We start from the raw sequence: 20,872 nt of genomic DNA, 5'->3' as shown, positions 1-20,872 counted from the left end.
TACTTAACCACAAAAGGCACAAAAGATTTTAACACTTAAGTTTAATTAAGCTTAAGATTCAATGCATAGAAGTTCACATAAGTTTTCAAAAATCTTTGATTTTTTATTTTGTTTGCTTTTATAAAATTTAAGCATAAAACTTTAAAAATTAACTTTTGCCTCTTTTGCGGTTAAAATTAAATCATCTTTAAAATAATAAATCGTGTCCATTCGTGTAAAAATTAGTGCTATTTGTGTTTAAACAAAATCAAATTTTCAGGATTCGACAAAATTCACGATTTTTGCAACTTCAAAATACGATATGTCAGACTTAATCAAAGAAATAGAAAAAAGAAAAACCTTCGGAATTATCTCTCACCCCGATGCCGGAAAAACCACTCTTACTGAGAAGTTACTACTTTTCGGGGGTGCAATTCAGGAAGCGGGTGCGGTAAAATCCAACAAAATAAAAAAAGGAGCAACTTCCGATTTCATGGAAATTGAAAGACAGAGAGGAATCTCCGTTGCAACTTCCGTGTTGGCTTTTGAATACAGAGATCATAAAATCAACATTTTGGATACTCCGGGTCACAAGGATTTTGCAGAAGATACATACAGAACTTTAACAGCCGTTGATTCCGTAATCGTTGTGATCGACGTTGCAAAAGGGGTTGAGGAACAGACGGAAAAATTGGTTCAGGTTTGTAGAATGAGAAACATCCCGATGTTGGTTTTCATTAATAAGCTTGACCGTGAAGGTAAAGATGCTTTCGATCTATTGGATGAAGTTGAGCAGAAATTAGGATTAACCGTTTGTCCGCTTTCTTTGCCAATCGGTATGGGAGCTGATTTCCAGGGAATTTATAACATCTGGGAAGACAATATCCAGCTATTCTTGGAAGAGAAAAAGCAGAAAGTTGGAGATTCTATTAAGTTTGATGATATTAATGATACTAAAATCGACGAAGTAATCGGTGAAAAAGCAGCAAAAAATCTACGTGAAGAATTAGATTTGATTCAGTCTGTTTATCCTGAATTTAATCGTGAAGATTACATGAAAGGTGATTTACAGCCAGTTTTCTTTGGCTCAGCTTTGAATAATTTTGGAGTTCGTGAATTGTTAAATGCTTTCATCGATATTGCTCCGATGCCGCAGCCAAAAGAAAGTGATACGCGTCTTGTAAAGCCTGAAGAAAGCACTTTCACAGGATTCGTTTTCAAAATTCACGCTAATATGGATCCGAAACACAGAGATAGATTGGCTTTCGTGAAAATTGTTTCGGGAGTTTTCAAAAGAAATGAAAATTACCTATTGGTAAGAGAAGGCAAGAAAATGAAATTCTCTTCTCCAAACGCATTCTTTGCTGATAAAAAAGAAGTGGTTGACGAAAGTTTCCCGGGAGATATTGTGGGACTTCACGATACTGGAAGTTTCAGAATTGGTGATACTTTAACAGGCGGTGAAAAATTAAGCTTTAAAGGTGTTCCTAGCTTCTCTCCAGAACATTTCAGATATATTAATAATAACGATCCGTTGAAGGCAAAACAACTGGCGAAAGGTATCGATCAGTTGATGGATGAAGGTGTTGCTCAGTTATTTACGCTTGAAATGAATAATAGAAAAATCATCGGAACAGTAGGTGCGCTTCAATATGAGGTTATCCAATATCGTCTGGAGCACGAATATGGTGCAAAATGTACTTACGAACCTCTTTCTATGCATAAAGCTTGTTGGGTTGAAGCAGATGAAAAGTCCGATGAATTCAAGGAATTTGCGAGATTGAAACAGAGATTCTTAGCAAGAGATAAATATAACCAATTGGTTTTCCTTGCTGATTCTTCTTTCACGATTCACATGACGCAGGAGAAGTTCCCGAATGTGAAACTGCATTTTATTAGTGAGTTTCAGAATGCTTAGTTAGAAAATAATTAGCTTTAAATATATAATCCGTGGAAATTTTTCTGCGGATTTTTTTATGGAATTAATATTTGATATAAACAACTTGTTTAATTTTAAAAACTTTATATCTTTGATTTTACCTATTTTTATATAAAAACTACTTCCATGAAAAAAATTTTATTTATTTATCTAATAATTATATCTAACAATATTTTAGGTCAATCTTTAAATTCATTAGATTTAAAAAATGGTTTTAGAAATTTTAAGTTTGGAACTTCGCCAAATCAAATAAAAAATATAGTAAAACAGAAACAACAAGCATCTAAAAATCCTAATGTTGTAGTCTACGATTACATAGGTGATGAAATTGATAATATTTCTAATGTAAAGGTTGACAAAGTTTCTTTAAGCTTCTTCAAAAATAAGTTATTTAATATTGGTGTTTCATTTGGTAATATTCTTGAATCAAAAGATTTTGAACTTTATGAGTATAATAATATTTTGGCTGCATTAGAGAATACATATAGTAAAAAATGGGTAGAACCAAGCAACAAAGATGGGATAATTTTGAATGGAGCAATTTGGGATGCAAAAAATATCCGTTTTGAATTAATGAGAATTGATTTTAGTAAAAGTTATACCAATCCAAAAAACTATGGCATAATAAGTGGCTATATAAATGTTTTTGATAAAAAATTAACAAATGAAATGTATTCAAGCGATTTTTAAAATATAGTTATGGACATTGATAAATATTTAAGTAATTATTCTAATCCAAAAATTCATCCACAAATTATTCGGTTAACCAATGAACAAAAAATTAGAATAAAGAGATTCATTGATGAAATTATTGAAAAGACAGGCAGAGAATTTGAAATATCAGAATTAAAAATTTTAAATGATAGAATAGAAATAGGAATTAATTATAGATTAAGTATGTTTTAAAAATTCTACTATAAAATTTTCAATAATAAAAAGTCCGTCTCACAACTGGTGAAAACGGACTTTTTTATGTTTTTTCTCGACCTCTTGTTTGAGAGTGGTTTTTAGTACTGTGAATTCTCAACCTAACTCATTAAGTTTTGAGACTGATTATTATGTAAAACTGATTATTAAAATCACAAATTTTTATTTTTATCATTTATTGAACTTTGTAAAACACCTACTTTTTATTTTACAAAACATTAAAAATCAAATAATTAATAATTTACACAAGCAAAACAACTCCTTTACAATCTTTACAAAAACTTCCCTCCTAATTTTACTTCATCAAAAAAATTAATGTTATGAAAAAGTTCATATTACTCGTTGCTGTATCAAGTACGTTCATTATGTGTAAAAAGGGAGAATCGGCAGTTTCTAAACTGGAAAGCACTGCAGATTCGGCAGACAGCGCAATTTCTGTTGCTTCCGAAAAATTAAATAATGTGAGCGATCAGGCAAGCGCGGCTCTGGATTCCGCCAATGTGAAGATCAAAGATTTTGAAAATGCAAAAAATGAAGTGAAAGACAAAATTGAAAACACTTCAAAAATGGTAGATTCTTTATCTGACAAAATCTCATCTGCAAAACTGGAATCAAAAATTGAAAAGAAAGATTCCGCAAAAAAAGAAGAAAAAGTTGTCGTAAATGTTCAGGCTCCCAAAGTGATTAAGGAAACGAAAATCGTTTATAAAGACAAACCTAAAAAAGAAAATTTCGAATTAAATATTTCGAAAAACAAATTAGTAAAAACCGGAGTTCTCGAATTAACTGTTGATAATGCAGAAACCGCAAAAGAAATTGTAAAAGAAGAGGTTTCAAAATATGACGGTTTTGTAAGAAGTGAAAATATTTCTTTAAATAACAATGAAAAGAAAATAGCTTATTTAAAAATCAAGGTTCCGATTCAAAAATTTGATTACTTAATGGATGATCTAAGTTCTAATCTTGGAGAGGTAGAAAACAAAAGCATAGAGCTTTCCGGACAGGATTTTGTACAAAACACCATGTGTGAAGTTGACATTACACTTTACGGAAAAGATGGAGCTTACGTAAAAGATGATGAGCCTAAAACTTTCGGTGATAAATCTTTTGCAGCAATTTCTTCAGGCTGGAATGTCATTACTTCCATTTTCCTGTTTATTCTTCCGCTTTGGCCTTTATTGTTAATCGCTGGAATTGGATATTATTTTTATAAAAAGAGAGGTAAAAACACACCCAACAATGATTCTAACTAAGTTTTGAAGTCCATCCTTGTGATGGATTTTTGATTTTAATAATATTTTAATCAAATTTCCGTTTTTTGAAAAATTCTTATTCTTAATTTTACTTTAATAAAAAAGAATAACATTAAAATATCTAAAATTAATTTAACTTAAGTATCAAATTCCAATCAAATAGATAGATTAAGTAATAAAAATTAAAATATATTATTAATATTTTGTGGTTCGTGTGAAAGTAAAAAGGCTCCCAAATCTGAGAGCCTTTTACTATTTCATTTATAATTAAGCAATTACTTTGCAATGCTTCTTGAGATAACGATCTTCTGAATTTCAGAAGTTCCTTCGTAGATCTGAGTGATTTTTGCATCTCTCATCATTCTTTCAACGTGATATTCTTTTACATATCCGTATCCACCGTGGATCTGCACAGCTTCAATCGTAGTATCCATCGCAACCTGAGAAGAATATAGTTTTGCCATAGCTCCACTTTCAGAAATATCTTTTCCTGCATCTTTTTCTACAGCCGCTTTGAAGCAAAGCATTCTTGCCGCCGTGATCTGAGTTGCCATATCCGCCAATTTGAAAGCAATCGCCTGGTGATTGATAATTTCAGTTTTGAAAGCCTTTCTTGTTTTAGCATATTTCAAAGCCAATTCATAAGCTCCTGAAGCAATTCCTAAAGCCTGAGAAGCAATCCCGATTCTACCACCATTCAAAACAGCCATCGCAAAATTAAATCCGAAACCGTCTTCACCGATCCTGTTTTCTTTCGGTACTTTTACGTTGTTGAAGATCAAAGAATGCGTATCACTTCCTCTGATTCCCAATTTGTCTTCTTTTGTTCCGATCTCAAAACCTTCCCAACCTCTTTCAACGATAAATGCGTTGATTCCTTTATGCTTTTTCTCAGGATCAGTTTGTGCAATTACGATATAATAAGTAGCTGTTCCACCATTCGTGATCCAGTTTTTGATACCATTCAAAAGATAATAATCTCCCTTATCTTCAGCAGTAGTTTTCTGAGAAGTTGCATCAGAACCAGCTTCAGGCTCAGACAAAGCAAAAGCTCCGATTACCTGTCCGCTTGCAAGAGGAGTAAGATATTTTACTTTTTGCTCTTCAGAAGCAAATTTTTCAAGTCCGGCACAAACCAATGAATTATTTACAGACATTACAACAGCTGCAGAAGCATCAATTTTTGCGATCTCTTCCATTGCCAAAACGTAAGAAACACTGTCCATTCCTGCACCACCGTATTTAGGATCTACCATCATTCCCAAAAGTCCCATTTCTCCCATTTTCTTTACCTGTTCTGCAGGAAATTTCTGGTCGCGGTCCCTCTCGATTACTTCCGGTAAAAGTTCGGTTTGTGCGAAATCTCTTGCTGCCTGCTGAATCATCAGCTGTTCTTCTGATAAATTAAAGTCCATAAAAATTAATAATTAGATGGTCGCTAATTTACACTTTTTGAGCAAATCTGAAAATAGAATCACAAATAAGAGTAAATCATTCAATTATCCTTATTTTTAAATATTCATTATAAATAAATTTAATTTGAATTATTAAATATAATATGGCATACATTTTAATAATTTCTAATTAATCACTTATGATTTCCCCAATTAAAAAAAATGCTTATATTTAAATTAATTAAAATTATACTTAAAGGATCATGGCAATCAAAAGATTATTCGATATACCTCACTATGCTTTAGAAAAATATCCCAAGTCGGATATGTTCGTGACGAAATATCATGGAGAATGGAAAAAAACTTCTACGCAAGAGTTTATTAATGAAGCAAATAAAATTTCAAGGGGACTTTTAAAGCTTGGGATAAAACCGGGTGATAAGATCGCTTTAATCACTACAAATTCCCGCACAGAATGGGCAATTATGGATCTCGGACTTTCCCAGATTGGCGTGGTTTCGGTTCCTGTTTATCCGAGTATTTCTCCCGAAGATTATGAATTTATCTTCACCAATGCGGAAATTAAGTATTGTTTTGTTTCCGATAAGGATCTTTTGAATAAAGTTGTAAAAGTAAAACACAATATCCCATCTTTGCAGGGAATTTTCACTTTTGATAACATCAGCGGAGCGGCAAACTGGAAAGAAATTCTTGATCTTGGAGAAGATGATTCTACCCAGATTGAAGTGGAAGATCTTGCGAATACCATTAATACTGAAGATCTTGCAACAATAATCTATACATCCGGAACAACAGGAAAACCGAAAGGGGTAATGTTGACGCACCATAATATCGTATCGAATGTTTTAGGCTCAATTCCAAGAATTCCAAGAAAGAAAAGCCTTGACTATAAAGACACGAGAGTATTGAGTTTCCTTCCGATCTGTCATATTTTTGAAAGAATGCTTTTCTATCTTTTCCAATATAATGGTTTTTCGATCTATTTTGCAGAAAGCATCGATAAAATGGGAGAAAACGTAAAAGAAGTAAAACCTCACTACATGAGCGTAGTTCCGAGATTGGTTGAAAAAGTTTACGATAAAATCTATGCAACAGGCTCTTCTGCAGGAGGTTTAAAACAAAAAATATTCTTCTGGGCATTAGATTTAATTTCCAAAAAGAAAACCGTTTCAAAACCATCAGGATTAAAAGAAATCATTGCAGATAAGCTCGTATTCAAAAAATGGAGAGAAGGTTTAGGAGGTGAAATTATCACATTGGTTTCAGGTTCTGCGGCATTGTCTACAAGATTAAATTTAATGTTCCAAAATGCAGGAATTCCTATTTTGGAAGGTTATGGATTAACAGAAACGTCGCCCGTAATTTCTGTAAACAGTTTTGATAAAATAAAAATCGGAACGGTGGGCTTACCTCTTGACAATCTTGATGTTAAAATTCAGGAAGATGGCGAAATTACCGTAAAAGGTCCTTCAATTTTCAAAGGTTATTTTAAAAATGACGAAATGACGAAAGAAGCCTTTACAAACGATGGCTATTTCAGAACCGGCGACATTGGACATATCGACAGTGACGGATTTTTACAAATCACCGACCGTAAAAAAGAAATGTTTAAAACTTCCGGTGGAAAATATATTGCTCCTCAAACCATTGAAAACCTGGCAAAAGCTTCAAAATTCATAGAACAGATCATGGTTGTAGGTGACGGTGAAAAAATGCCTTGTGCCTTCATTCAGCCTGATTTTGAATTTGCAAAAAGCTGGGCAATGAGAAATAATTTAAATATTGGTTCTACTCCGCAGGAAATTGCAAAGAGCCCTGAATTGAAAGAAAGGATTAAAAAAGAGATCGACGGTATCAACGAACATTTAGGAAACTGGGAACAAATCAAAAAAATTGAATTGACGCCGGAAGTCTGGAGTATTGATGCGGGACTTTTAACTCCTACTTTGAAGCTCAAAAGGAAGGCTATTAAAGAAAAGTTTATTGATCTTTATAATAAGATGTATGAGCATCATGAATAATATTAAACCGCTTCATTTGAGGCGGTTTTTTATTTTAATTAACTGCATTTTTGTCATTCAGAACGGAGCGTAGCGAAGTGAAGAATCTATTTATTTTATATTTAATCATTACCTGGATTCCTGCGGAATGACAAAATTCACGCTTTTTTCTGGTTTTATTGAATATAGCGAAAAGGCTTTAGCTAAAACTAAATTGTAAGTTTTGGCTAAAGCCAATTTAATCGAAAATATTTTTATAAAAAAGGGCTAAAAACCCATCCCTATTGAATGAAAATTTTATATATTAAATAAGAGATTGCTTCGTCGCTTCGCTCCTCGCAATGACCCACAAAAAAAGCTGCTTCAAAAATTGAAACAGCTTTTATATTTTAAAAATTGTAATTAAAATTTAATCACAGTTTTCATTCTTTCGTTTTCTTCCATTACCAACTCGTCGTCAACAAGGATTTTCCCTGAATGCTCATCAATAATGATTTTCTTTCTCTGAGCTATCTCCATTTGCTTTTGAGGTGGAATTGTAAAGAAAGATCCTTTTGGAGCTCCTCTTTCTAATCCTACTACTGCAAGACCGTTTGGAGAATTTGTTCTGATTCTGTTGTAAGAAGCCAATAATCTCTCGTCGATTTTACCAGCATATTCTTTAGACTGCTCTATTAAATACTCCTCTTCTTTCTGAGTTTCAGAAACAAGACCTTCCAATTCTTCTTTTTTGAATTTAAGGTGATTCTTCAGATCATCGATTTTTGAATTCAATTCGTCTAAAGTTTCGTTTTTGTGAGCAATTTTAGCACTGAATTCTTTAATTCTCTTTTCAGAAAGCTGAATTTCAAGCTCCTGATATTCCATCTCTTTACCTAATGCTTCAAACTCTTTGTTGTTTCTTACACTATCCTGCTGAGATTTGTATTTTTCAATTAAAGTTTTCGCATGGTTGATTACTTCATGCTTAGTTTTAATTTGATCATCCTGCTCTTTGATATCTGCATGAAATTTTTCAGCTCTTTTTTCAAGACCTTCGATTTCAATCTCAAGATCCTCTACTTCGATTGGCAACTCTCCTCTTGTATTTCGGATTTCGTCCAATCTAGAATCAATGATCTGCAAATCGTATAAAGCTCTTAACTTCTCTTCAACTGAAATATCGTTGGTTTTTGCCATATTTTAAATGAAATAATTTACCGGGTTTGTTTTCTCAATAGATTTTGAGATTGCAAATGTACTAAATTTTTGTGATAAAATTTCAAATAATTGTTGAGTCACAAATTGTTCTGATTCAAAATGACCTATATCACAAATCATCATTTTGGATTCCGCAAGGAAAAAATCGTGATATTTTACATCTCCCGTAAGATAAGCATCACATTTTTTGGAAATTGCAGATCGTATTCCGCTTGCTCCGGAACCGCCCAAAACTCCGACTCTTTTAATTTTTTTATTATTAAAATCAGAATGTCTTATCATTTCCAGATTGAATTTTTCTTTTACAAATTTCAGGAAATCTTTTTCATTCATCGGTTCTTCAAGATCACCATACATTCCCAAACCGCTGTAATGATTCGTATTTTCCAGACTATAAATCTGATGCGCCACTTCTTCGTAAGGATGCGCAGTTTTCATGGCATTTACGATTTGTCCTTGCTTATAATCTTCAAAAATTACAGAAATCATATCTTCATCGGCATTTTCGCGGATATTTTGCTGCCCGGAAAAAGGATTTGAGCCTTCAATCGGTCGGAAAGTGCCGTTCCCGTTAACCATAAAACTACATTCGTCATAAAAACCAATATTTCCAGCTCCCGCATTGAAAAGTGCTTCTTTTACTTTTTCGGAATAATCTTTTGGGACAAAAACGGTCAATTGCTTTAAATTATTCTTTTTAGGCTGAAGAATTTTTAAATTTTTTAATCCTAAATGATCGCAAATTCCTCTGTTTACTCCAAAAAAATCATTATCAAAAGCCGTATGAATGGCATAAATGGCAATTTTGTTTTCAATAGCTTTTAAAACAGCTCTTTCAACATAATTTTTCCCCGTTAAAGATTTTAATCCTGAAAAAATAATCGGATGAAAACATACAATTAAATTACAGTTTCTTTCAATCGCTTCATCTACAACATTTTCCAATGCATCATGGCAAACCAAAATTCCTGAAACATTTCTTGAAGGAACTCCGCACAACAATCCTACATTATCAAAATCTTCTGCCTGCTGCAGCGGAATACGCTCTTCTATTTTTGCAATTACTTTACTTATTGTCATTTTATTCTGTATGTTTGTTACGAAAATAGGGATAATTTATTAATTTTAGAAAAACATTAAAAATGGAAAAAGAGCACAATCTTGTTCCGGGAGATTCACTCTGGAAAAGGCATCTTTACCGAATCATCTATCGTTCCGACACTAAACTGGGGCAATTATTTGATATTATTTTATTATCCTTAATTCTTATCAGCACTTTTATTATCATGATGGAAAGTGTTCCGAAACTTGATAAGAGATTTCATTATACCTTCATTATTTTAGAATGGATCATCTCGATATTTTTTTCCGCAGAATATTTTTCGAGAATTGCTGTTATTAAAAACAAAAAACATTACATTTTCAGTTTTTTCGGAATTATTGATTTTCTCGCGTTGATTCCTTTTTATCTCAGTTTTATATTTCCTGTGACTAAATATTTCCTGATCTTCAGAATGTTGAGAATGCTGAGAGTTTTCAGGGTTTTTAATTTAATGGATTTCATGAATGACGGAACTGTTATCGTGAGAGCATTAAAAAACAGTTCGCGAAAGATTTATATTTTCCTTTTATTCTTAATTATTTTCTCTGTGATCGTCGGCTCACTGATGTTTATGGTGGAAGGCGGAAGACCCGGATTTGAAACTATTCCTCAGTCAATTTATTGGGCTGTTGTTACAGTAACGACGGTTGGCTATGGTGATGTTTCGCCGATTACACCGATGGGGAAATTTTTTGCGGTGGTCTTAATGTTGGCTGGTTATTCTATTATTGCGGTTCCGACCGGGATCGTGACTGCCGAAATGCGAAACAAAAGACAAAATATGGAAAAGATATGCGACCGATGCGGAAATGAAGATATTGATGATGATGCAAGGTATTGCAAACAGTGTGGCAAGAAATTAGCTTAGTATTTTATATCACTATAATCTATTAACTAAATATCACAAAATCATGGAACCAAAAAAGAAAAATAAGCCGAATAGTTTAGTCATTATACTTTTTGCTTTAGTTGTACTAATGATCATTATTTATTTTATCCTTGCAATGTTTTTTCCAACTATTTTTGATCACATGAATACAGGGGATATACAACCTGTTCCTAACAAATAGAATTATTGGATTAATTTCTTTTAATTAACCTAAAATAAAAAGGCGATCTTAAAAAAGACCGCCTTTCATTTTGTTATAATTTTTAATTATTTTTTAATTGTTTTGATCGTCTGTTTAGAACCATCTTTCATTGTAAGTGTTACTAAATACATACCTTGTCTTAATTCACTTAAATGAAGTTCTGACGAAGGATTATCAATTACTCTTATCAATCTTCCTGAAACATCAGAAACAGAAACAGATTTCACATTCGTTGCATCTGAGATATTCAATACATCTGTAAATGGATTCGGATATAGCTTAACACTATTTTTATTAACCTTAACATCTGAAGTTGCCAATACTCCTTTTGTAATATTAACTGTAAAAGTTCCTTCCATTTCATCCGACCAACCACTGTAATTTCCTACATTTACATAGTATGTATTTCCATTAAGTGTAGGAATAGATAATGTTTCTGTACCACCTTGTCCACCGTTGTCAGCAGTTCCTTCGCAGGATAACGCAGAACAGCTCCCACTGTAAACCCCAATCTGAGGATCAAAATCACTTCCTGCAGGCATTGTTACAGTAACATTAAATGTATCACCGTCTCCTATAAATTTAAACCAAGTTCCATCATTCATCTCATCGCTGCAAGCTGTTACAAATCCTCCGTTATTGGTAGCTCCTCCTCCATCGTTCTGCAAATATGTATATGGAAAATTACTTGCCGATATTGCATTAAAGCAGTCATCATTTACTGGCGGCGGAGGGAATGTTCCTATACAAATATCAAAGCTTTGGTTGCTTCCCGTGTCGTAATAACTGTAAACTCTTATCCAATAAGTTTCTCCAACTGTAAGTCCCGTTACAATTCCCGACTCAGGATCTGAACATAAAATACTGGATAAAGCTCCACAACCTCCACTAAATATTTGAAAATAAGTATCGGTATCACCTTGTGTAGTTCCTACAGACATAATATTTAAAAGAGAAATTTTATGACTGGTAGCTGTTGCAGTAAATTTGAACCAAACATCATCATCCGGAGTTCCATAGCAAGGATCAGGTACCATTCCTGAATCTGTTGCGCCTATTGTGTATCCTGCAGTCACTGTTCCACAATTTAGATCAGGGTTTACTGTTAAAGCAATTGCTGTTGCGCATTCATCATTGGTCGGTAATGGCGGCGCAGTTTCAAACATGAGTTCATTACAACCCATAGATTCACCTCCGGGACCAACTGCTGTTACTCTTAAATAATGATTTATACCCGGAGCAAACGGTGTTGAAGGAGTATAACTATTTGTACTCACAGAAACCTGATTGGCAACATCTGTTCCTCCTGGAGCTGTTCCTATAGAAACTTTATAGCTTGTTGCTCCCGACGTATTATTCCACGTAAATGTAGAAGTTAAAGGAACAAATGTAGCATTGTTACTTGGGTAAGTAATTAACGGACAAGCTGGAATAGGATTTGGCGCTAAACCTTCAAAAGTAACCACAGATTTATAATCCTGTAAATATCCATCCGTTGGAGGCGGCGAAAAAGGATCTGGGTTCGTATAATCATTTTTATAATAAAGCGTAGAGTTTTGCGCACCTGGATACACATACATCGCTTCATCATAATCATTTTCGTCATATCCGGCAGAGTTTTCTTCTGCAGCTATAACTAAATTGGAAGTATTACTATAAGGAAATGGTGTCGGAAAAATAATTGAAATGACGCCGTTTACGCTAGTAACTGTTCCCGTAAACACTTGCGTTAGTTGAGAAGCAGGAACCCAATCTGAATCTGATGTGAATGATGTTTTTGTTGTTTGCCCTAAATACACCACCCATTGTGAAGAATTAGCGATAGACATAGCCGGATCGAGATAAAATTTGAGTCCGGTAATGTTTCCCGCTGCATTGGCATTGATCTCCTGTCGTGTGAAAATCTGTTGTACATAAGAGTATCCGTAATAGGTACTAATTGGAGCAACTCCAACGTCTGTACTTCCTGCGCCCAAATTTATTTGTGCAGGAAGGGTCATACTTATGAACAATAAGCATGAAAGTAGAAATTTTGTCATAAACTATTATATTTTGCTGATGGAATACTAAATTAACAATAATATTTAAATACTAATGTTAATATTTTTATTTTTTAACAAAAAAAATAGCGACTAATAAATTAGTCGCTATCATAACTTATAATACTTATTAAAAATTATTTTTTAATTGTTTTGATCGTTTGTTTAGAACCATCTTTCATTTCTAAAGTCACTAAATACATTCCTTGTTTCAATTCTCCTAATTGAAGCGTTGAAGAAGGATTTGTAATAGTTTTCAATAGTCTTCCGGAAACATCAGTTACTAAAACATTTTTAACATTAGAAGCATCTGAGATATTCAATACATCAGAGAATGGATTTGGATAAATCTTGATGTTGTTTTTAGCATCTTTTACTTCGTTTGTTGCTAATAAAAGACTTGAATCGTAAGCAGAAACCTGGAATTGACCATCAAATACACTGCTATTACTCCATCTCCAAACGCTTACTAATAATGTAGCTCCCGGAGTTTGCCCTGTTAAAACTAATTTAGAGAAAGCATCATCTCCGCTATCGTCGTCACAACCCACACCCGTTAAATTACCACAGCTTCCTGAAAATGCATTGATAACAGAATCCGTATAAGGAGAACCCGCAACAGCTTTAGTTTCGATAGTAAGGTTTCCTGAAGGTGGAACTACAACCGAATACCAAACGTTATTGTTTGCATTTGTCTGACAAGACAATGGTGTTTCGTCTATTGTAGATCCAATATTTGTAGCTACTACTGCATTTGAAGCAAATGAACCCCCTACTGTTAATGGTAAAGGAGAACCACAATTGTCATTTGTAATACTTGTAGAGAACAAGAATGGACCTCCCCAAGCACTTTTATCAGTAGTGCTACAGTTTGATCTTACCCAAACATAATATGATGTAGATGATGTAAGACCCGACAATGTTTTAGAAGTTCCGCTAATATTAGAATAATTAGGATTACTTGTAGAAGTAGGCGTTGTGCTGCTTGTACTGTAATAAAGATCATAACCATTTGCAGGTACTGTTGCAGGTGCCGTCCATGAAACATCTGCTCCACTTGTCGTGATATTGGTAATTGTACCCGTTGAAGGAGCTACACAGCTTGGAGCCGCAGCTATGTTAAGCGTATAATCTACATAATTTCCGTACGAAGAAGGACCACAGCTTGTAATCGTTCCTGATTCTGATTCACCAAATCTCACTCTGTAAGCTCCTAAAGCCTGACCAGAAGGAATTACAATCGTTCCGGAATTTGCTGCAGAATAAGTAGTTGTTGCCAATACAGCTTCTCCCGCATCATCAAAATCCAAATCATTATTCCAATCTATCCAGATGTAGAAATAACATGTTGATGAGTTAGAGTTTGTAATAGAATAGTTAAATGTTCCTCCTGGATAACTTGAGAAAGTAGTTGCTGAATTATTCACATAAGCCGAATAAGAAGTCGCTGAATACGACAAGTTCGTAACAGCTCCGGTTGTGCTGATTGTTTTCAGATAATAAGATGTAGAACCTGTTCCACCTGTTGGGAAACAATATCCTGTAACAAAGTTTCCACCTTGAGACCAAGAACTTTTATCAGTTGTAGAACAAACAGATCTTACCCAAATATAATATAAAGTATTCCCCGTTAAACCGCTTAAACTTTTAGTTGTCGTAGCAGAAGTTCCCGTTGCAGGTGTTGTTGCAGTTGGGCTTGTGCTGGATGTTGACAAATAATATTCGTATCCTGAACCCGGTACCGAAGTTGGTGCCGTCCAAGAAACATCAGCTGTAGCTAAAGTAATATTTGATGCTGTAGGAATTGAAGGCGGCAGACATGAAGGTGCTGCACCCTGAGAAACCGTTACATCATCAAAATAAATATAATTATCTGAAGTAGATAATCCAGACTTGGCTTCTAATCTAATATAAACATTCCCCGATGCAGGCAATCCGGAAATGGTAGCTGTTTTAGTAGCACAAGATGCAGAAACAACATGGGTACTGCTATCAATTGTATAGGCATTCGTCCAAGGACCGGAAGCAGAGGTTGACCATTGCAAATTAATCACTCCAAAATCTGCAGAAGCCGCTCCTGTTGTATTAGCAGAATACTGCGTGACTTTATAAGAAAAACCAACCGTAAGATCACCTCCGTTAGTTCCTGTAAGTGCTGGTGAAACAAGGTAAGAGGATCCGGCATAATAATTATTAGCCCTTACACTTCCTGCTCCGTTACAAGGTGTTGTAGTGCTTCTGCTAAAAGATCCCGAACCACTTGTAGTCCAAGAGCCTAAGCCCGAAACATCCCACCCGTAGGTGTAAGAAATCTGCGCTGATGCTCCTATTCCAAAAGCCATCATACACGCTAGTAAAAATTTTTTCATTCTTTAGTTAAATAAAATTAGGATTATAAATTTACAAATCAATTTTCATTAAAATCTTAAAAATTCACAAATAATTAAACTTAAATAAACACAAAAAATTTTTGAATAAATAAAATTTACAAAAATTCACATTTCATTGAAAAAACAATAATTCAAATTATCTTTTTTAAAACTATATAAATCAAGTACTTAAAAATTTATCAATATGAGAGGAATTATCCTTTATTTTAAGGTGGAATAATTCCTCGATTGAAAAATTAACTATTCATTGCATAATAAAAAAAATAGCGGCTAATTTATTAGCCGCTATCCTTATTTCAATATTAATTAAAATTACCTCTTAATTGTTTTGATTGTTTGCTTAGAACCATCATTCATATTTAAAATAACCATATACATTCCTGAGTTCAATTCTTCTAAATGAAGTGTTAAACTTGGTTTTTCAATAGTTTTTACTAATCTTCCAGCGATATCAACAATTGAAATTGATTTTACATCTTTCACATCTGAAATATTTAATACCTCAGCAAATGGATTTGGATATACTTTTATTCCTTTATTAGATATTACTTCGCTCGTACCAAGCACAGCAGCCATTTCTGCATAAGATAGGAAACCTGTATAATTAGCAGTTGCTAATGCTGTAGTAGATTGTGTAGTATTTGGTGTACCAGCAGCATAAGTACCTGTAGTACCAAATAAACTATCATACACTCCACTTGCAATTGGTGCAATTACAGGGAAATTAGCATTTGTAATTGCATTATCTCCTAATCTTACATTAATTGTTGAGAAGGTACCAGATACTAAAGGAGCTTCCCATCTTCTTGTCATAGATAAATTTTGGATTGTAGAAGATGTTGTTCCTGAGTTAGTATCAAATGCCTCTGCTTTCATATTAGCAACAGAAGTAGTTACCGGAGCTAACCAAATTGGTGCATAAGCAGCCTTACCAACAGGATAGTGAATATAAGTTGAAGCAGTATTTGCATTAGCAATAGTTCTGGCAAATGGTCCAACGATATATGCTGTACTTGATCCACCTGATAAAGTTCCAGCAGCTGTTGCTGTTCCTAATGTCAATAAATTAGCAGAAGTTGTATTTACTTTACCTGCTGTAAGTGTTAATGTTCCACTTACTGATAATGGCACATTCAATGTAACTCCACCTGCGTTTGTATTATTAACAGTTAAAGAAGTTAAATTAGCAGTAGAAGTAGCTGTCAAGTTACGGAACACACCAGTACCACTAATAGTTTGAGCAGTAGTTGTAGCCGAAGAAGAATCATTAGTCCAAGTAGCAAAGTTTATTGTACTAGCAGCTGTAAGTGTACCATTATTAGTGATATTACCTGCTATATAGGTAGTTGATGATGCCGTTTGATATTCACCTTGATTAATAACTAAATTACCTAAAATACCAATAGTACTAAGAGTTGATACAAAACGGTTGGTTCCTGTAGGTGCATCTACCAATACATTACCTAAACTATAGTAACCCGATCCTGGAAATAGATAAATACCAAAACCACGAGTATTACCACCCGCTGTGGTAGAAATTCCATCACCAAACTTAACTGTATGATTAGTACTAGCTACCGCCCCACCAGAAGGAACACTTATACTTAGTGCATAGTCACTTGTACTAGTACCAGCATGCGGATCTATTATCGTCAAAGTACCTCCTGTAAGATTAACATTAGATGCCGCTGTAGCAGTTACTCTTACTAAAGGAGTTCCTGTAGCAACACTATTAGCTGTTGTACCATCACTACCATCTACATTAATATTACCCCCACTTTGATTAAAAGTAGAGCCTGAATTGTTCATTAGATTTCCATTAATATTTAATACTCCTCCAGAAACTGTTAGTGTTCCGTTGTTTGTAAGGAAATTATTGTTTAATGTACAACCTACTGTTAAATCCCCTGAAGCATTAACTAATGTACCTGTTGATGCAATGGTTACATTTTTAGCACTACTTGCCGCTGAGTTTACTGTTACTGTAGTACCAGTCGCAATTTGTACTATATCTGTACAAGTAGGTACTGTTCCTTTGTTCCATGTAGCAGCACTACTCCAATTTCCATTTGCAATAGATACAAAAGGAATATCAGAAGCTGCAATACCTAAATAATAAGTATCAGCCAAATTAGCCAATGGCACTACTGTTCTTTGTGCATTTACATAACTTGTTCCTGTTTGATGTGTTCCCAAAGCTGGAGCTGATGCTAAAGTTATTCTACTGTTTCCATTAGCTGCTCCATAAATGCTTTGTCCGTTTATTGCCATACTATAAGTAGGCGTTCCCGTAATTCCTGATTGAGAAACAATCCAATTGGATTTTGTTTGTGTATCTACAGTATAGGCACCATCTACAATGCTTACAGCATTTGTTCCTGCAAGATCATTATATTTTACTGCAATTTTTCCACCAGTTGTAGCAGCAGCACTTTGATACAAATACATATTTCTAGCTAAAAATGCAGTACTTGTTCCTGTTGCAAATGGATAAACTCCACTTCCCGTTGCTGTTGTCGTTGTTGATGCAGTAATAGATGCACCAGTAGCCGTGGTAGTTGGCCACCATCTTGTAAAAGTACTACCTGTGCTAAAGCCACCTGCGGAATAAGATAAAGTTCCGTTTGAAGTAGCTGAAGTTCCTAAAATAAAAGTATTAGCTCCTGTATTTACAAATCCTGTTGTCAAGGTTAATGTTCCTGATGCAGTACCTGTATTTGCTCCGTTTAACAAAGAATTTGCGTCTGCAAATGTAACTCCCGTTGAAGAACTATTATTAATCGTAATTGAACTAAAATTGGCAGTAGAGCTTGCTGTAACAATATTATTTCTATACACACCAGTTCCTGAAATGGTCTGCGGTGTCGTAGAAGCTGAAGCAGTTGCACTTTTGAAATTTTGGAAACTCAAAGTAGAAGCAGTATGCGTAAATGTACCATTATTGGTAAAGTTACCTGCAATACTTACTCCAGATGTTGGCATTCTAAATTCTCCATTTGAATTAATAGTTAATGTATTAATACCAATTGTTGTAGATGAATTTGATACATATCTATTTGTACCTGAAGCTCCATCTATTATAACATTGTCATAATATATTTTGCTTCCTGCATTGTTCCAAATAAATCCTCCTGCAGCTGAAGCAGTCGCAGTAGTTCCTCCTGCATCGGTAGAAGATCCGTCCCCAAACTTTAAAGTCCAGCCTGCTGTATTATCAATAGCAGTTCCACCAGAATAGGAAAATGCGTATGAAGTCGTACTACTAGCTGCATGAGGGTCTACTACGGTCATAGTTCCACCAGTAAGTGTTACATTTCCGGTAGCTATATTCACTATGTTTGTACCCGAAGCTACACTTGTTGCAGTAGCTCCTGCATCATTTCCATCCACATTTATATTTCCACCCGTTTGAGCAAAAGTAGAACCAGAAGCATTGTTAATATTTCCATTTACAGCTAAGTTTCCTCCAGATACTGATAAAGTACCATTGTTATTAACATAGTTATTTTTATTAGTACAACCTACTGTAATAGATCCTCCGGTTACAGATAAATTACCTCCTGTATTAATAATAACATTACTAGGCGTTGCTGTCGTTGAAGCGCCCACAGTCACTGTATGACCTGATAAAATAGCTGCATTAGCACAACTTGGCACTACACCTCCTACCCATGTACTTGCACTTCCCCAAGGACCTGATTGTGCTGACTCTATTGGAAATTCGGATGCAATAGCTCCCAGCGTATAAGTAGCTGCAACATTAGCTGCAGGAATACTTATTCTTTCCCCCATTGGTTGACTAGTACCTGCTTGTGCTGTGCCAATTAACGCACTATTATTTAAAACTACAACATTAGGAGAAACTGCTGTATATGTACCTTGTCCTTGAATAGCAAAATTATGCGTTGCAGACGAAGCATAACCTGCCAAAGCTGTAACTACCCAATTGGCGTTAGTTTGTCTGTCATAAGTAAAAGAACCTTCTGTTATTGGAGTGATTGCAGAAGTTCCTGCTACACCATTAAATTTAACAGCCAATTGACCTGCTGTAGTTAACGCTGCAGTAGCTCTGTGAAAATGATCAGCTGATAGTCCAGTTGTAGGATTTCCCATTACGAAAGGATAAGTACCTGCACCTGCTGTAGGTATAGTTGATGCAGCTATTGTCGTTCCTGATCCTGTTGTTCCATACCATCTACTAAATGTAGAACCCGAACCGAATCCACCCGCTGTATAAGATAGTGCTCCTAGTGTACTTCCACTAACTCCTAATACAAAAGTGTTAGAACCAGTATTTACAACTCCGTTAGTAAATGTCAAAGTTCCTGATGCTGTACCAGTATTGCTTCCACTTAATAATGAATTTGCATTAGAGAAATTTACTCCTCCAGCACTTGAGTTATTAATTGTTAAACCTGCAAAGTTAGCAGTAGGTGAAGTTGTTGCATTTCTAAAAACACCATTCCCTGAAATAGTCTGAGAATTCGTTGATTCAGAAACAGTTAAAGATGTAGCTGTAGCAGACGTAGCATCTGCAAAAAGTACTGCTCCTGAGCTTGTAAAGGTTCCATTATTTATAATATTTCCTGTAAAATAGCTAGCTCCAGTTGTAGTACTCGTCCCTGAATTTCTAAATTCTGCACCAGAATTAATGGTTAAATCTCCAGTAATGACAGTGTTAAAATATGTACTGCTTACATAAAAAAATCTATTCGTTCCTCCAGTAACAGTATCTAAAATAACATTCTTAAATTTAAAAATACCAGTTCCATTCCAACTGTAAAAATTAAAACCATTCGTACTTCCATTATCTGTAGAAATACCATCGCCAAATTTAAAAGTATGTGTTCCTGTAGCCGAAATTGCTCCGGCTGTAGGAGCTGTTACTTGAAAAGTATAAGTGGTCGTGTAATGAGGATCTACAATAACAAAATTTCCTCCGGTAAGATTAATATCTGTATTTGCTGTTGGAGCAAAATTTACAATATATGTACCAGAAGCAACACTTCCTGTCGCAGAACCAGCATTGTTTCCATCTACGGAAATTGTTCCTCCACTTTGAGTTAACTTTCCTCCTGTTGTAAGGTTAAAGTTTCCATTGACAGTTACATTTCCGCCAGAAACTGTTAAAGTTCCACCGGAAAGCGCCAGTGTTGAATCAAATGTTCCGGCTTTACTTACCGTAAGCGTATTTGCTGCAACAGTTAAACTTCCTGAATTAATAGTAAGCTGCCTTACAGAAGCGTTACCGGGAAGCGTCATAGCAGAAGCATTTTGAATAACAAAATTGTCCGCGTTACTAATAGAACCAGGCGATGTTCCTGTTCCATCAGTATTAGTTCCCCACGAAACCACATTTGTAAAATCCGTAGCCGAAGCTTTAGAATAATACGTGGTTTGAGCCGTTATTGTTGCAGAACCACAGAACAATAAGAGCCAAAGATAGGTTTTCTTCATAGTATAGTAAAAATTAAAATTAGGGCTATAAAGATACCAATTAAGTAAACAAAAAAGTTAAAATGTTATAAAATTATATT

The 20,872-nt window shown here is 34.6% G+C and carries 12 protein-coding genes; 6 read left to right on the top strand and 6 right to left on the bottom strand.

Annotated features, from left to right (window positions below):
- Window positions 1-301 precede the first annotated feature (301 nt).
- The 4 genes from ABD940_RS21660 to ABD940_RS21645 all read left to right on the top strand — a co-directional run bounded on the left by ABD940_RS21660 (window position 302) and on the right by ABD940_RS21645 (window position 4,098).
- A complete protein-coding gene (locus ABD940_RS21660) occupies window positions 302-1,897 on the top strand; it encodes a peptide chain release factor 3 (RefSeq protein ID WP_345208461.1) in 1,596 nt (531 codons plus the stop codon).
- A gap of 147 nt (window positions 1,898-2,044) precedes the next feature.
- Entirely contained in the window at window positions 2,045-2,608 is a 564-nt protein-coding gene (locus ABD940_RS21655; protein WP_345208459.1) for a hypothetical protein, read from the top strand.
- Between the two features lie 9 nt (window positions 2,609-2,617).
- On the top strand, window positions 2,618-2,824 hold the full coding sequence (locus ABD940_RS21650; RefSeq protein WP_345208457.1) for a hypothetical protein: 207 nt from the start codon (window positions 2,618-2,620) through the stop codon (window positions 2,822-2,824).
- Between the two features lie 341 nt (window positions 2,825-3,165).
- Window positions 3,166-4,098 (top strand): DUF4349 domain-containing protein, encoded by a 933-nt coding sequence (locus tag ABD940_RS21645; RefSeq protein ID WP_345208455.1) that lies wholly within the window; start codon window positions 3,166-3,168, stop codon window positions 4,096-4,098.
- A gap of 275 nt (window positions 4,099-4,373) precedes the next feature.
- Here the strand turns inward: ABD940_RS21645 and ABD940_RS21640 are convergent, their stop codons facing one another.
- Window positions 4,374-5,513 carry an acyl-CoA dehydrogenase family protein gene (locus tag ABD940_RS21640; RefSeq protein WP_345208453.1) on the bottom strand — a complete coding sequence of 380 codons (1,140 nt, stop codon included), beginning with the start codon at window positions 5,511-5,513 and terminating at the stop codon, window positions 4,374-4,376.
- A 242-nt stretch (window positions 5,514-5,755) separates the two neighbouring features.
- Between ABD940_RS21640 and ABD940_RS21635 the strand changes: the two genes are divergently transcribed.
- Entirely contained in the window at window positions 5,756-7,534 is a 1,779-nt protein-coding gene (locus ABD940_RS21635; protein WP_345208451.1) for an AMP-dependent synthetase/ligase, read from the top strand.
- Between the two features lie 381 nt (window positions 7,535-7,915).
- Here the strand turns inward: ABD940_RS21635 and ABD940_RS21630 are convergent, their stop codons facing one another.
- Both ABD940_RS21630 and ABD940_RS21625 read right to left on the bottom strand, forming a co-directional pair.
- The gene (locus ABD940_RS21630; RefSeq protein ID WP_345208449.1) at window positions 7,916-8,692 is read right to left on the bottom strand and encodes a zinc ribbon domain-containing protein; all 777 of its coding nucleotides are present in this window, start codon (window positions 8,690-8,692) and stop codon (window positions 7,916-7,918) included.
- Window positions 8,693-8,695: 3 nt separating this feature from the next.
- A complete protein-coding gene (locus tag ABD940_RS21625) occupies window positions 8,696-9,793 on the bottom strand; it encodes a Nif3-like dinuclear metal center hexameric protein (protein WP_345208447.1) in 1,098 nt (365 codons plus the stop codon).
- A gap of 62 nt (window positions 9,794-9,855) precedes the next feature.
- Between ABD940_RS21625 and ABD940_RS21620 the strand changes: the two genes are divergently transcribed.
- Window positions 9,856-10,683 carry an ion transporter gene (locus tag ABD940_RS21620; protein ID WP_345208445.1) on the top strand — a complete coding sequence of 276 codons (828 nt, stop codon included), beginning with the start codon at window positions 9,856-9,858 and terminating at the stop codon, window positions 10,681-10,683.
- 288 nt (window positions 10,684-10,971) lie between these two features.
- On the opposite strand, the gene ABD940_RS21615 is transcribed toward ABD940_RS21620, so the two are convergent.
- The 3 genes from ABD940_RS21615 to ABD940_RS21605 all read right to left on the bottom strand — a co-directional run bounded on the left by ABD940_RS21615 (window position 10,972) and on the right by ABD940_RS21605 (window position 20,792).
- A complete protein-coding gene (locus tag ABD940_RS21615; RefSeq protein WP_345208443.1) occupies window positions 10,972-12,945 on the bottom strand; it encodes a T9SS type A sorting domain-containing protein in 1,974 nt (657 codons plus the stop codon).
- 137 nt (window positions 12,946-13,082) lie between these two features.
- Entirely contained in the window at window positions 13,083-15,314 is a 2,232-nt protein-coding gene (locus tag ABD940_RS21610; protein ID WP_345208441.1) for a GEVED domain-containing protein, read from the bottom strand.
- 333 nt (window positions 15,315-15,647) lie between these two features.
- Window positions 15,648-20,792 (bottom strand): T9SS type A sorting domain-containing protein, encoded by a 5,145-nt coding sequence (locus tag ABD940_RS21605; protein WP_345208439.1) that lies wholly within the window; start codon window positions 20,790-20,792, stop codon window positions 15,648-15,650.
- Window positions 20,793-20,872: the final 80 nt, after the last annotated feature.

It is taken from the genome of Chryseobacterium ginsengisoli, from assembly GCF_039542325.1.
Classification (GTDB): domain Bacteria; phylum Bacteroidota; class Bacteroidia; order Flavobacteriales; family Weeksellaceae; genus Chryseobacterium; species Chryseobacterium ginsengisoli.
The sequence above is the reverse complement of the archived record's forward strand: the minus strand, read 5'-3'. Positions and strand labels throughout refer to the sequence as shown.

Coding starts and splice junctions, on each gene's coding strand:
- ABD940_RS21660 (WP_345208461.1), top strand. CDS start 302: ATGTCAGACTTAATCAAAGAAATAGAAAAAAGAAAAACCTTCGGAATT.
- ABD940_RS21655 (WP_345208459.1), top strand. CDS start 2,045: ATGAAAAAAATTTTATTTATTTATCTAATAATTATATCTAACAATATT.
- ABD940_RS21650 (WP_345208457.1), top strand. CDS start 2,618: ATGGACATTGATAAATATTTAAGTAATTATTCTAATCCAAAAATTCAT.
- ABD940_RS21645 (WP_345208455.1), top strand. CDS start 3,166: ATGAAAAAGTTCATATTACTCGTTGCTGTATCAAGTACGTTCATTATG.
- ABD940_RS21640 (WP_345208453.1), bottom strand. CDS start 5,513: ATGGACTTTAATTTATCAGAAGAACAGCTGATGATTCAGCAGGCAGCA.
- ABD940_RS21635 (WP_345208451.1), top strand. CDS start 5,756: ATGGCAATCAAAAGATTATTCGATATACCTCACTATGCTTTAGAAAAA.
- ABD940_RS21630 (WP_345208449.1), bottom strand. CDS start 8,692: ATGGCAAAAACCAACGATATTTCAGTTGAAGAGAAGTTAAGAGCTTTA.
- ABD940_RS21625 (WP_345208447.1), bottom strand. CDS start 9,793: ATGACAATAAGTAAAGTAATTGCAAAAATAGAAGAGCGTATTCCGCTG.
- ABD940_RS21620 (WP_345208445.1), top strand. CDS start 9,856: ATGGAAAAAGAGCACAATCTTGTTCCGGGAGATTCACTCTGGAAAAGG.
- ABD940_RS21615 (WP_345208443.1), bottom strand. CDS start 12,945: ATGACAAAATTTCTACTTTCATGCTTATTGTTCATAAGTATGACCCTT.
- ABD940_RS21610 (WP_345208441.1), bottom strand. CDS start 15,314: ATGAAAAAATTTTTACTAGCGTGTATGATGGCTTTTGGAATAGGAGCA.
- ABD940_RS21605 (WP_345208439.1), bottom strand. CDS start 20,792: ATGAAGAAAACCTATCTTTGGCTCTTATTGTTCTGTGGTTCTGCAACA.